Raw genomic sequence first — 13,288 nt, forward strand, 5'->3', positions numbered from 1 at the left:
GGATCATTTCTTAACGGTCGGTCCTCCTACGGGCTACTAAACCAGGCTTGAGCAACTTGCTCGGGTCTTTTTTATTTTCTACTGTCTGAAGCAACTGAAAGGTGGGGGAATCGAACGCCACCGCTCCCAGGACTCACCATGCAGGTTGGCCCCTCCCTAAAATGATCCACCGGATCATTTCTTAACGGTCGGTCCTCCTACGGGCTACTAAACCAGGCTTGAGCAACTTGCTCGGGCCTTTTTTATTTTCTACTGTCTGAAGCAACTGAAAGGTGGGGGAATCGAACGCCACCGCTCCCAGGACTCACCATGCAGGTTGGCCCCTCCCTTAAAATGATCCACCGGATCATTTCTTAACGGTTGGTCTTCCTACGGGCTACTAAAAAAGGTCAGAGCAGTTCGCTCAGGTCTTTTGTGCTTTTATCTCTATATGAAGCAATAAGACTGAAGGGAGGAGAGGGCGATTCGGCTGTTTCCGCCTGCTATAGGTGAGGTGTAAAGCAGGCCAAAAGTTTGACAAGCAGGTCCCCAGTTTTTCCGTCTGATCCACCATAACTCACACCGCTGTCGGGCCCTTCCCTAAACCGAAACGAACAATTTTTGACCTACCATGTTATTTGATTATGAAAGCTGTTTCCCTGCTTTTTTTTATGACATTTTCATTTGTGGCATATGCTTGTCCTTTTTGTGATTCTGCAACTGCAGAAGAAATAAGAGCTTCACTTTTCGGTGCAGACCTGACATTTAATTTGTTTGTTACCATTTTACCTTTTATTATTTTTTCGTTGATAGTATATCTTATTTATCACGGAGGAATTCCTGCTAAAAAGGACAAGGCGAACCCATCTTTAAAGCAAACCAAATCCATATGAACAAAAAGCCTTTAATAGCAGCAGGGACATTACTCGGGATTGGGTTAGGTGGATTTTTTGATGGGATTTTTTTTCATCAGATTTTACAGGTTCATAGTATGCTTTCCGCTAAACTTCCTCAAGACCAACTCATTAATGTGAAGATAAGCATGGTTTGGGATGGTTTGTTTCATGCACTGACATGGTTAACTACAGCGGTCGGTATTAGGCTGCTCTGGCAAGCTGGAAAAATGAAAGATTGTCCTTGGTCAGGTCGAACCTTATGGGGAGGCCTATTTTTAGGATGGGGTATTTTTAACGCAGTTGAGGGAATAATTGACCATCACATTTTAAGCATTCACCATGTAGTAGAACGCCTGGGGGTTTCAGTTTACGATTATCTGTTTCTTACATCAGGTGTTGTGTTTGTCCTTATTGGTTTATTCCTGATCAAGTCTGGTAAAAAGGACACACCTCATACTAACCCTGCACCGGCATCAATATAATACTGACCATTTTCGCAGCAATACTGCAGCCAATACCTACATATTCGCAAGGGCTATAAGACAGAACATGGTGGGGTAGGGGAAGTCAGAACCGGTGGCCGGTTTTATACACGCGAACGTTTCTCATACGGGTAGTAGATTGGTGGACATTGTTTGGGCCATATGCCTTTGAATAACTACCAGTGACTCTAAAGAGCGCTTCAAAAAACTAAATGGAAAAGATTACATTAAATGGAAAAATTTAACGAAATTATTCCAAAGTAGTAACTCTGCTTAACTGAAAAGCAAGGCATTGATGGAAAGTCCGATGAGACCATTGGAAATAAACTTGTGGGCATGAAACTGTACGAAAATATACATACCGAAACCATTGATGCGGTAATTGAAAAATTCAAAACATCGATAAAAACAGGGTTATCTTCCAAGGAATCAGAATCCAGAGCCAATGAATATGGTTTAAATGAATTGGAAGAAGGGAAGAGAAAAAACCCGTGGAAAATGTTGTTTGAGCAATTTACTGAAACCATGGTGGTGATATTGATCATTGCCGCCATAATTTCAGCGTTTTTAGGCAAGGAGATAGAAACAATTTCCATTTTATTGATAGTGATCTTATTTGCTGTACTGGGGTTTGTCCAGGAGTACAGGGCTGAAAAAGCAATGGCTGCCTTAAGAAAGCTAGCTGTACCTTTTGTGCGCGTTATACGGGATGGCACTGTTAAGGAAATAGCCGCTAAATACTTGGTGCCTGGTGATATCATTGTTATGGAGACAGGAAACATCGTGCCGGCCGATGTGAGAATAATTGAGACGGCAAATCTTAAAATACAGGAAGCTGCCCTTACAGGAGAGGCCGACCCTATAGATAAAAGGGCACAGGCGGTCATTAAGCCTGACGCTCCGTTGGGAGACAGGGTCAATATGGCCTACATGGGAACGGTCATTACATTGGGGCGTTGTAAAGCCGTTGTGGTGCGCACCGGTATGAATACCGAGCTAGGTAAAATTGCCAATATGATCCAGGAAGTGCAGAAGGTAAGAACTCCGCTTCAGAATCGTCTCGATCAATTAGGCAAATGGCTGGCTATTGCAGGTGGTCTTGCAGCATTGCTGGTGCTCTTGATCGGGGTGGTGATGGGTGAATCATTTGTTGACATGTTCCTTGTTGGTATTAGTGTGGCGGTAGCAGTGATACCGGAAGGACTACCTGCCGTACTTACCATTACCCTGGCACTCGGCTCACAGCGGATGCTAAAGCGAAACGCACTTATTCGGAAACTTCCAGCCGTTGAAACATTAGGGTCAGTTACAGTGATCTGTTCCGACAAAACAGGTACTCTGACGGAAAACAGAATGACGGTCATCTCAATTGAATCAGCCGGAATAGAAATACATGACTTTCCATCAAAAAGCCAAAGCTACCCGCATAGTATTCAGCTTAATTTAATGATAGGGACGTTGTGCAACGATGCAGAGCTCAAAATTTGTGAGCAGGATGGGGTCACAGTGATTGGAGAACCAACGGAAGCAGCGCTGGTGGACGCTGCAGTCAAGGCAGGTCTGGTGAAGCACGACCTCGAACTGCAACTGCCGCGTATTGGGGAGATTCCTATTGACTCTTCACGCAGGCGAATGAGCACCATTCATCAATTGAAAGAAAGCATACCCCTTTGCTCTGCCTATAACCTGAAGAGTGAATATATTATGTTTATGAAAGGAGCAGTGGACAGCTTGATAGGGCTTTCCTCACACATAAGAACGGAAAATGGAGTAGAGCAGATCACTCACGAATGGGTTGGCCGTATAAGGAGCGCCCATGATAAGATGGCGGAAAAAGGAATCAGGGTATTGGGTTTTGCTTATCGCGAAATTGATATTCTTGATCAAGTGCAAAGTATGCACCATTTAGAGGAGCAGGTAGTTTTTGTAGGTATGGCAGGTTTGATGGATCCTCCAAGAGAAGCTGTTAAATCGGCTGTAAGCAAGTGTACTGCCGCAGGGATACGACCCGTAATGATCACAGGTGATTATCCGCTAACAGCTATGGCTATTGCTAAAAAACTGGGGATTACCGATAGTGCGGAATTTTTAACAGGTGAGCACCTAACTAAAATGTCTGAAGATGAGCTACTTGAAAAAGTAAGAGGAGTAAATGTATTTGCCAGGGTCGCTCCACAAGATAAATTACGTATTGTCAATTCATTGCAAAGCCAGGGTGAGATTGTAGCCATGACCGGGGATGGGGTCAATGATTCGCCCGCACTAAAAAAAGCTAACATTGGTGTGGCTATGGGCATCACCGGGACCGATGTATCCAAAGAAGCTTCGGATATGGTATTATTAGATGATAACTTTGCTACCATAGTTACAGCAGTTGAAGAAGGAAGGGGCATTTTTGATAACCTGATCAGGTTCATTAAATTTTCATTAGGGGGTAACCTCGGCAAAGTGCTGGTGATGCTTTTGGCGCCTATCTTGGGGGTAACGATCGCTCTGAACCCTATGCAGCTTTTATGGCTTAATTTACTAACTGATGGCTTGATGGGGTTAGGCCTTGGCGTTGAACCGTCAGAAGAAGATAATATGAACAGACCACCCCGGTCAACCAAAGACCCCATACTAAACAGACCTGCAATAATTCATGTAGCATGGACTGGCACTTTAATAGGAGTTATTGCATTGGGGGTTATCTACTTTTATTTTGATCCGACTCAGGCTGAAGATACTTATTGGCAAACCATGCTCTTTGCTACCATAGGCTTTACGCAGATAGGGCATGCGTTTGGACTAAGGTCATCAAGCTATTTTCTGTTTTCTCCGGTTTCGAATAAATTATTTACCGTGGTAACGGTGCTTACGCTAATCCTTCAGCTATCGGTTATTTACGTACCTTTTTTAGACGATTTCTTTTCGCTTGTACCACTTAAGACAGGAGACATGCTAATTTCAATTTTATTAGGGATTGTGATGTTGATTGCCGTACGAATTGAGAAAATACTCAACCTGCATAAGTTTAAGGTGAGGTTGCTACACAGCAAGTTATCTGAAATGTAACTGGTAATAAGATACAGGCTGTCTGTAATAATAATAATAATAATAATGTAACGTGGATGATCAGGCAGGCTCCGAACCGATGCCGGAAATGAAATACTGATAGAAGAAATGATCACGAATGCCCTGTGATGCTGAGCATCACAAGGCGATATGTTGTTATGTTTTGTTATTATTTAGATTCAACGATTCGTGAACAAGGTCTATACCCTCTTCATTTTCCGATAAAACAATCAAGGTATCAAGGGGCTCGAGCACGGTTGCACCTTTTGGAGTAAGAAAATTCCCATTTCTTTTGATCATCGCTATTATCGCTGTTTTAGGAAAGTCCAGTTCAACAATTCTCTTGCCAATGGAGGAATTATCTGTTGGGAGGGTTATTTCCGTAAGTGAAGACTTTACACCATCTGATAGAAATAAATCAGTGGGGTTTTAGGCTTAACTTTTTCTGGAAGCGGAGGAGAAATTGTATAAGAGCGTTGCTGGCAGAAGAGGAGTTCATAATTGTAATGGCAATCTGCTCGTTCGCATGAAGGCAAACCATTATATTTATGCATTGTTGAATAAGTATTAATAATAGCAGCATGAGAAGAAAATTAATTGTCCTTATCGACTTTTCATCATATTCTGAGCCGTTGGTCAAATTTGCGCTAAACTGGGCCAATGAGCTTGACCTTGATCTGGTATTTGTACATCAGATAACGGCTATAGTGCCTGCTATGACAGATAATGAAAGCAGGCTGCAGATCGTGGCCAGTGAAAAAAATGATGCACTGACCCGATTAAGGCTATTGGTACAGAAGTACAATTCGGGGAAGCTAATGCCTCAATATCAGGTTACAGACAAACCTTTAAGGTTTTATCTCCCGCATCTGTTGGCAGATAGAGCGGATGACCTGATTATGGCCGGATTAAAGGGTACCGGTATTTTGAAACGGGTCTTTCTGGGCAGTACAGTAGCAAAGATCATTGAGGAGTTAGATTACATCACAGTTGCCATGCCCGGTAAAATTAGCGGCTTGATTCCTCGCCATATGACCATAGCGGTTAACTATAGGTACCCGGCTAATGAAAACGCCTTGACCAGCCTTATTGGGCTTATGCTTCCTTCCCTCGTGAAAATTGAACTGATATCAATTGTTACTTCAGCCGATGACGAAGCGGAAGTAGAGGCATACCTGAAAAAGCTACAGCAGCGTCTGCCTGAGAATATAACATCCGCATATCACCTGTACAATGGAAAGGATGCATTCTCCATGGTGAAATCACACTGCGTTACACAGGTCGATACCGTGCTAGTTGTTCAGAAAGGGTCACGCACTCTTAAGGATCATTTGTTCAGACGGTTCTTTGTTAATGAACTCGTATACGATGGTTCGATACCACTAATAGTTTTGCCGCTATGAAAGAGTGGATCACGCTTCTTCAGAACCCATTTTACGAATTCGCTGCTATATTAATGCTGGCTGCTTTACTGGGTATTGTAGGGAAAATATTACGTCAGCCATTAATAGTGATGTTTATTTTTTTGGGCATTTTAGTGGGCCCATCACTGCTGGACCTCGTATCATCTACAGAAAATATAGAGCTTCTTGCCGATATTGGTATTGCTATACTGCTTTTTATCGTAGGGCTGAAACTGGATCTTCAGATTATCCGGTCCATCGGAACAGTGGCCTTGATCACCGGTCTGGGTCAAGTGATCTTCACATCAGTCATTGGATATTTCATTGGTATTGGACTTGGATTCTCCTCCTTACACAGTTTTTATATTGCTATTGCGCTCACCTTCTCAAGCACCATCATAATCGTAAAGTTGCTTTCCGATAAAAAGGAAATAGATTCTCTTCATGGTCAAATTGCCATAGGTTTCCTAATAGTTCAGGATTTGGTGGTAATTCTGCTGATGATAGTCCTTACGGGAATGGAGCAACAGGAGGAACAAACACTGGTTCAAAGTACAGTAAAAACACTTATTTCAGGGGTATTGCTGGTGGGGTTCATTTATATGGCCATGAGATGGATTATCCCGGGGTTGACTTTTTATCTGGCAAAACTACCGGAACTGCTTATATTATTTGCTATTGCGTGGGCCGTGAGTCTCGATGCATTAAGCGAAGCTCTGGGTTTTAGTGGAGAAGTTGGAGCATTCCTGGCAGGTGTGAGCCTTACATCATCAGAATTCAGAGATGTGGTGAGCAGTCGCCTGGTCAGTATCAGAGACTTTTTGTTGCTGTTCTTTTTTGTTAATCTCGGGGTAAATATTAATCTTGGCATTATTGGAAGCCAGATTCCTGCGGCTGTGGTATTTTCAGGATTTGTTTTAGTGGGAAACCCGCTCATTGTACTGATAATAATGGGTGTCATGGGCTATCGCAAACGCACCTCGTTCCTGGCTGGCCTTACTGTTGCCCAAATTAGTGAGTTTTCACTGATTTTTGCCGGGCTGGGACTTCAGATGGGGCATATTAGTCAGGAGGTGCTCGGCCTGATTACCCTGGTAGGTTTGATCACTATAGGACTATCCACATATCTCATCCTGTATTCTCACCAGTTATTTGAATTCCTGTCTCCTGTTTTAGGCATCTTTCAAAGAAAAAGAACGTACCGGGAGTTAGATTCCAAGTCGGTGCCCGTGAAGAAGCCGGATGTGATCATAGTAGGTTACGGACGTTATGGAAGTGCATTGTCAGAGCTGCTTGAGCGGCATCCTGAGATTGATTATGTGGCGGTTGATTTTGATCCTCAGGTGGTAAAAGCAGGAAGAACGGCAGGAAGAAATATTATGTATGGCGATCTGGAAGACCCTGAAGTTCTGGACCGAATACCTTTGAAGCATGCCAAATATGTGATCGTTACAATTCCTGATATGGACATTTCCAATCATTTAGTTAAGGAATTGGAAAGACGCGGCTATTCAGGTAAAATATATATCATGGCCAGACATGACGCTGACAGGAAAGTATTGATCGAAAGTGAGTTAGCAGAGATACTTCTGCCTCATCAACTAATAGCCGATAGTTTGTATAATTTTTATCTAAAGGATATAATCCCAAAAGAAAATTAGTATGGGACAACTATTATTCGGCCAATTACTTCTTCGCCTGGTTGTACATAACCATGTTGTAAACTAATTAGTGTCTCTAAGAAAACGCCAATGTCTGCGTTATGCTCGTCCCAAAAATGCTCACGTACCCCAGTACGCTCCGCTTTTTGGTACTTCATCCCGCCCTTTGGCGGGAACGTTTTCTTAAAGCCACTTAGAGTTTTCTTACAAACACTAATTAACCTTTAGCCGTATAAAGTTTTTGCATTACAAGCCGAAACACAAAACCAAATGCTAACAAAGATAAACCGGCAAAAATGGTTCTGGCTTCAATAAAAGCCGCCATGGAAAGGCACATCAATAAACCTGCTACTGGAATCCAGTTAGGGTAAAGCTTATTTTCTTTGCGCATTTTTATGGCTGCAATATTGGTAATGCTATAATATAACAGGATAGTAAAAGATGCGGCAGATACAATGACCTGTAAAGTTCCGAAGATACTGAGCAGGATAATAATGCCGCCACTTAAAAATATTCCAATATGAGGTACTTTATGTTTAGGATGCACCTTTTCGAGGAAAGCGGGTAAATCCCTCTTCCTGGCCATAGCGAACATCATCCGGCTGATGCCAAACAATTGGCTCAATAATACCCCCAGCATAGCCGTAACCGCTCCAATACCAATTACTTGCAGGACTCCTCGAACCTCAAATGTAGCCGCTGCCTCTCCTAATGGTGAACTTGTACCATGCAGCACATCTGTTCCAACACCTCCTGCGGCTATTAAAGCTACCCCGGCATATAAAATAATAGAGGAGACAAGGGTAATAATAACGGCTTTGGGAATGGTTTTTTTAGGGTTATGTACTTCTTCTCCTAATGTGGCAATTCGGGCATAACCTGTAAACGCAAAGAATAAAAGCGCAGAAGATTGTGCTATGCCGGTCCAGCCTTCCGGTGCAAAAGGCTTTAGATTAGCGGTATCGAAAGAAGGAACTCCTGAAATAATGAAGTAAAGTAACGATAATAAGGTAATGCTTACGATGATCAGGTTTAATTTCCCAGCTTTCTTGATACCATAGTAGTTGGCAATGATAAGAAATACAGCGGCACAAACAGCCGCTATTTTAGGGTGTACACCCGGGATTAATTCCGCAAGATAGCTTCCAAAGCCAATAGCCACTACTCCACCTGCCGATAATTTACTGGCGAGAAACATCCATCCGGCACTAAACCCGAGCCAGGGATTTAATACCTGGTAACCGTACTCATAAGTTCCACCAGACTGCGGATAGATAGCGGCTAATTGCGCTGAACTTAACCCATTGAAAGTAGCGGCAAATCCAGCAATGACCAGTCCTACCAGGAAGGCAGGACCAGCAACACCGGCAGCTACTCCTGTTACCACAAAAATACCAGCCCCGATAACCGCTCCCAGCCCGACTCCTACAGCATCGAGTAAGCGTAAATCTCGTTTCAGATGATCTTTTGCAACGTTTTCTTCTTTCACTATAACCTGTTTTTAATTTGAATTGCCCTATCTACTGACCAATCACCGCCTCCTTTGATGAAGAGAAAAAGACTGCCCAGCCACATGGAAAAGTCCGTGCGCATCTCATGGGCCATACTCCAGAAACCATACGTTTTAAGGTCACGAAGCACAAACGGACCAAAACTTTCTCCAAAAGCGATCGGTATTTTCGTGACAACTATGGCCACAGTCATATTGATGAGCATGGCTATGGCAGCGCCACGCGTAATAAAACCGATAAGGATCAGCAGTCCTGACAGGATCTCAAAAGAACCCACAAACGCAGCAAAGAAATCAGCAGACGGAAAGCCCATCTTTTCAAAGCGACCTGCCCCGAGCATTGCCGGGTATAGAAACTTCTGAAGGCCTTCAGATAAGAATACTGCACCTACCATCAGGCGGATGAGTATGGTGGTTTGCGAGGAATCCGTATATAAAAACTTCTTCATCATATTACTTTCTAATGGGCGATTGCCTGTAAAGTGGTTCTTTTACTATAAAGTGCGGTGCCTTTTCCATGGCATGGCAACTATTACAGTTGATCGTGAGCATGTTAAAACTCTTATTGAAAACGGCAGTGTCCCGTTTCTGAATAGCCTGCTTCATTTCAGGTAAAGCGATATTTAGAAAATGTTCAGCCGACCCGGCTCGTTTGGGCCTTCTTTCCAGGCCATTTTCTATGGTCTTTCGCAGCTTATCCACCTGGTAATCAGCATACTTCCAGTTCTCGTCTTTGCCGGCCCAATATAGTTCCTGGTAGCGGTAGCCCGTTTCAACCATGGCCACATCAAACCCTCTGAACTGCCTTTCGACAGCTTCTATTTGTTCACCTTTGCTCCCCTTTATCCAGCTCCCCTGAGCCTGTTCACCGCCATTAGCACACGATGTTAGAAGAAAGATGAATATAACCGGTAGTAATTTGTTCATTTTTTAAGCGTTGATGGAATAGCTTCCATTGCAAAAATGGTACAATGAACATGAGATTGAATGGTATATTTGAAAAATTTATGGTACGAGACGCTCTTTTTCACGATAAGATTTTGGCGTTTGGCCGCTTAGCCGCTTAAAGTACTTCACAAAATGTGACGGGTCTTTGAAATTAAGCTCAAAGGCAACTTCCCCGATCGTTTTGTCTGTGTAGATTAGCAGTCGTTTTGCCTCATTAACAATCAGATCTGCAATAATATCAGACGCTGAATGGTTGACAGCTTTCCTGCAAATGCTGTTCAGGTTTTGTGGTGTAACGTGCAGAAGTCTGGCATAGTGCGCAACACTGTTCATCAAGTTCCTTTCCTGCAATAGTAGCTCAAGGAATGCGTTGAAAGCTGGTGAGGTTCCTTTCACATGCTGCAAATGCGGGCGAGTTACCATTAAGATCTTTGCCAGAAGCGCCTTCAGCAACCCCTCTACCACCCGAATGTTTTCTTCTAAGCTGATCTTCATCTCTTCTGTAAGCAGTTTAAATAAAGAATCAATACATGCAGGACTGGTGACCTTTAGAGCCGATTGTGTGCTCAGCCTCGCTATTAACGCCCCCAGTTCCTTATCGAGGCTATTTCGGACAAAGCTGTTTTTGATGATCAAAACATACCCCTCCGGTTCCGATTGCAACGCCCAATGATGTACCTGCTCCTTTCTGACAAAGAACAATACCGGAGGGTCAATGCGAAACTGAACACCATCTATGGAATGATGACCGCTACCTTTAGAAATGTAAATAATCTCAAAATAGCTGTTGTGCTTATGGGGTGTGGTCGTTCGGATATTCTTTCGAAAGGTAGCTACCTTAATGCCATTTTCATCTTCGATCTTATTCTTGGTTTGGATTTCCGGCTTCATTTTGCAATAAAGTAGAGGGTAAATGATGAATTTACACGTTTTTGTGAATTGTTTCATATGATTCAGTTTTATTCACAGACAGCTATATGGTTGTGAAGTCGATATCCCCTCAGGTGCGATACATCATTCCAACTCTAAGACCAAAAAACGCAAAGCATGGTCTGAACTTTTCGGATCTCATTCCGGGGGAAGAGTATTTTTGGGACAAGCCTAACGCAAACATTGACGTTTCTTAGAGACACGAATTAAATTGCCCTATTATTCGTGTTTATCTTCATTTGATTCCTGTTTGTTCCTGTTTGTTCGTGTTTGTAATTTTTTGAATTTTTTACTGCAACTATGTGTTGAAACACGTATGTTATAACATCATGTAATATTTTTCTGAAATTATCTGAAGATGTATAAATAAGTTTTGAATTCCTTGAAATGGGTACAGCATTATTTTCTGCCATTAAAGCAGAGAGACCCACTCTATGGTCAGAAAATCGTAAGTTCAATTATCCTTTTTCAATGAATTCCAGAATGTTGTAATATTGATAAGGCCATGATGCCACCAAATTTGTCTGATAACTTCATCTAAACCTCTACGTTTGTATCCTACAAATGAAAATAAAAGATAAAATACAGGGATAATGTTTTTCTATTGGTAACGTTTGCATAAATCTCAACAATTCAGCCTTACATAGCATGCCTATCGAGAGATTTGATGGCTGAATTGAAAAAGTGGGAGAGTCATAAGTTCCTGCTAAAAACAATTAGTAGTTTTTTTATCGCACCCATGTAAGTTTTAGGTGTAAAACAATGAGACTCAGGTTAATAATATTTTCATTTTTGTTGAAGTTATTTTGTTTAAACCAACTTTAGAGTATTGAATGTTGACCTTGAAACCTGCTGTAGTGTTACTCTTTCTGTTTTTAACACATACTTCCTACACAAATTCCGAGACTGCAAAGCCTCTAGCGTAGTACGTTAAGGGCAATTGCAGAGAATTTCTAAGGAATTTATAAAGTTTTGGATCAAGCCAAATACCGGCTTAGGTTATGTCTCTTCTAAAGATTTGGGAAAACAAATTTTGATGTAGAATTTGAAATTACTTAACAGTAAAGTTACAAACAGGGTGTATTATCATCCTGTAAAATTCTCTTTCTGAATTAAATATTTTTTAGTCAAATGCAGGTTTGCTAATTGACCAGGCGAAGCTGTATCGAATATTCAACCTAATAACTAAAACTATGCCTAAGCCAGCCAACCAGATTCTCAAACAGATATGTATTTGTCAGAAGCCCGACCCGAAACCCAAAGAGTAAGGTGGTGCTTTTAATTTCTATTTACCTATAGAAATGATGCATTTATTATCAATTTATTAATCATATATTATGTATTATACTTAATTGATAATATTTCAATAGGGGTTTGGAAAAGTATGAAATAACCCTAATATTGAAGCGCAAATTACTTATTAGTAATACTATAGCAGATGTAACCTCATCTGTTTAATTCTGCTTCCTTGGTTTCAGATCTTTAGTCAAATGCGAGCATGCTAATTGACCAGGCGAAGCTGTATCAATTATTCAACCCCTAAAACCAACAGACATGCCTAATACTAAAAGAACCACATCCCAACCGGATGTTGGCAATGATTTATCAGAGCCTGACCCAAAAACCAACTGGTATATCTTTTACACTGCACCAAGAGCTGAAAAGGTTGTTCAGAAGGACCTGTTAATGCAGGGTTATGATGTCTTTTTACCTATAACAAAAACACTAAGGGTCTGGAACAACCGTCAGAGAAAGGTGATAGATCAGGTACTCTTTCCGAGCTACATCTTTGTCAATACCGAAGAAAGTCAATTGCATAAAATATGTCAGACACGCAAAGTGGCAACGTTTATACACTGTGGAGGTAAGCCCTCAAAGGTTAATCGAAAGTGTATTGAGGGTATTAAAAGGATGCTGGATCTAAATCAAGAAGTATCAGTGGAGCCCAATTTTAGTAAAGGAGAAAAGGTGCAGATCATAAGCGGACCGCTGGCAGGTTATGAAGGCGTACTTTTGGAACAACAATCTAAAACTAAATTTGGTATCCGCCTCAAGGAAATTAATCAGACGGTCTTCATTGATATTTGTAAGAACCAGATCAGGAAGAAGCACAAATTTGGACATGCGGCATAATGCCCCGCAAATAAGCGACCGCAAAGGCTTGCCTGCAGTTGTCTATGCCCAATAGACAGCCTCCATCGCATGGAGGATAGCTCCTCTGCATATTGGCAAAATCAGCCTTACCATTCTGAGCAGGACGAAATCGCTCTATTGAAGTAGCGACCCACAGAAGTAGAGACAAAACGTGATATTATTGGCAATGAAGTATGTAGTACTGGTAAGAAAACTCTAAGTGGTGTTTTCTTATACCCACTTATGTAGCTCATCAGGTATGGAAATCTTTTATTTCATAGCGTCTGACAAG

General features: G+C 41.9%; 11 protein-coding genes. 5 read left to right on the forward strand and 6 right to left on the reverse strand.

Going from position 1 to position 13,288, the window contains the following annotated elements:
- Nucleotides 1-613 precede the first annotated feature (613 nt).
- On the reverse strand, nt 614-763 hold the full coding sequence (locus C900_RS29800; protein ID WP_157493952.1) for a hypothetical protein: 150 nt from the start codon (nt 761-763) through the stop codon (nt 614-616).
- 105 nt (nt 764-868) lie between these two features.
- On the opposite strand from C900_RS29800, the gene C900_RS08555 reads away from it, so the two are divergent.
- Nucleotides 869-1,357 carry a DUF2243 domain-containing protein gene (locus C900_RS08555; protein WP_040496204.1) on the forward strand — a complete coding sequence of 163 codons (489 nt, stop codon included), beginning with the start codon at nt 869-871 and terminating at the stop codon, nt 1,355-1,357.
- 336 nt (nt 1,358-1,693) lie between these two features.
- A complete protein-coding gene (locus C900_RS08560; RefSeq protein ID WP_009579352.1) occupies nt 1,694-4,411 on the forward strand; it encodes a cation-translocating P-type ATPase in 2,718 nt (905 codons plus the stop codon).
- A gap of 156 nt (nt 4,412-4,567) precedes the next feature.
- Here the strand turns inward: C900_RS08560 and C900_RS29185 are convergent, their stop codons facing one another.
- Entirely contained in the window at nt 4,568-4,789 is a 222-nt protein-coding gene (locus C900_RS29185; protein WP_083867459.1) for a TrkA C-terminal domain-containing protein, read from the reverse strand.
- A gap of 203 nt (nt 4,790-4,992) precedes the next feature.
- Here C900_RS29185 and C900_RS08565 point away from each other — a divergent pair, with 203 nt between their 5' ends.
- Both C900_RS08565 and C900_RS08570 read left to right on the forward strand, forming a co-directional pair.
- A complete protein-coding gene (locus C900_RS08565) occupies nt 4,993-5,814 on the forward strand; it encodes a universal stress protein (protein WP_009579354.1) in 822 nt (273 codons plus the stop codon).
- On the forward strand, nt 5,811-7,475 hold the full coding sequence (locus C900_RS08570; RefSeq protein WP_009579355.1) for a cation:proton antiporter: 1,665 nt from the start codon (nt 5,811-5,813) through the stop codon (nt 7,473-7,475). The genes C900_RS08565 and C900_RS08570 overlap by 4 nt, the downstream gene beginning before the upstream one ends.
- A 217-nt stretch (nt 7,476-7,692) precedes the next feature.
- On the opposite strand, the gene C900_RS08575 is transcribed toward C900_RS08570, so the two are convergent.
- The 4 genes from C900_RS08575 to C900_RS08590 all read right to left on the reverse strand — a co-directional run bounded on the left by C900_RS08575 (nt 7,693) and on the right by C900_RS08590 (nt 10,824).
- Complete coding sequence (locus tag C900_RS08575) at nt 7,693-8,964, reverse strand: APC family permease (RefSeq protein ID WP_009579356.1); 1,272 nt, start codon at nt 8,962-8,964, stop codon at nt 7,693-7,695.
- Nucleotides 8,964-9,437 (reverse strand): DoxX family protein, encoded by a 474-nt coding sequence (locus C900_RS08580; RefSeq protein ID WP_009579357.1) that lies wholly within the window; start codon nt 9,435-9,437, stop codon nt 8,964-8,966. The genes C900_RS08575 and C900_RS08580 overlap by 1 nt, the downstream gene beginning before the upstream one ends.
- A gap of 1 nt (nt 9,438) precedes the next feature.
- Nucleotides 9,439-9,912: a hypothetical protein gene (locus C900_RS08585; RefSeq protein WP_009579358.1), complete on the reverse strand. Its 474-nt coding sequence runs from the start codon at nt 9,910-9,912 to the stop codon at nt 9,439-9,441.
- 78 nt (nt 9,913-9,990) lie between these two features.
- Nucleotides 9,991-10,824 (reverse strand): AraC family transcriptional regulator, encoded by an 834-nt coding sequence (locus tag C900_RS08590; protein ID WP_009579359.1) that lies wholly within the window; start codon nt 10,822-10,824, stop codon nt 9,991-9,993.
- Between the two features lie 1,593 nt (nt 10,825-12,417).
- Between C900_RS08590 and C900_RS08595 the strand changes: the two genes are divergently transcribed.
- Complete coding sequence (locus C900_RS08595) at nt 12,418-12,996, forward strand: UpxY family transcription antiterminator (RefSeq protein ID WP_009579361.1); 579 nt, start codon at nt 12,418-12,420, stop codon at nt 12,994-12,996.
- Nucleotides 12,997-13,288: the final 292 nt, after the last annotated feature.

This window comes from Fulvivirga imtechensis AK7 (assembly GCF_000331535.1).
GTDB classification, from domain to species: domain Bacteria; phylum Bacteroidota; class Bacteroidia; order Cytophagales; family Cyclobacteriaceae; genus Fulvivirga; species Fulvivirga imtechensis.

Coding starts and splice junctions, on each gene's coding strand:
- C900_RS29800 (WP_157493952.1), bottom strand. CDS start 763: ATGGTAACAAACAAATTAAATGTCAGGTCTGCACCGAAAAGTGAAGCT.
- C900_RS08555 (WP_040496204.1), top strand. CDS start 869: ATGAACAAAAAGCCTTTAATAGCAGCAGGGACATTACTCGGGATTGGG.
- C900_RS08560 (WP_009579352.1), top strand. CDS start 1,694: ATGAAACTGTACGAAAATATACATACCGAAACCATTGATGCGGTAATT.
- C900_RS08565 (WP_009579354.1), top strand. CDS start 4,993: ATGAGAAGAAAATTAATTGTCCTTATCGACTTTTCATCATATTCTGAG.
- C900_RS08570 (WP_009579355.1), top strand. CDS start 5,811: ATGAAAGAGTGGATCACGCTTCTTCAGAACCCATTTTACGAATTCGCT.
- C900_RS08580 (WP_009579357.1), bottom strand. CDS start 9,437: ATGATGAAGAAGTTTTTATATACGGATTCCTCGCAAACCACCATACTC.
- C900_RS08585 (WP_009579358.1), bottom strand. CDS start 9,912: ATGAACAAATTACTACCGGTTATATTCATCTTTCTTCTAACATCGTGT.
- C900_RS08590 (WP_009579359.1), bottom strand. CDS start 10,824: ATGAAGCCGGAAATCCAAACCAAGAATAAGATCGAAGATGAAAATGGC.
- C900_RS08595 (WP_009579361.1), top strand. CDS start 12,418: ATGCCTAATACTAAAAGAACCACATCCCAACCGGATGTTGGCAATGAT.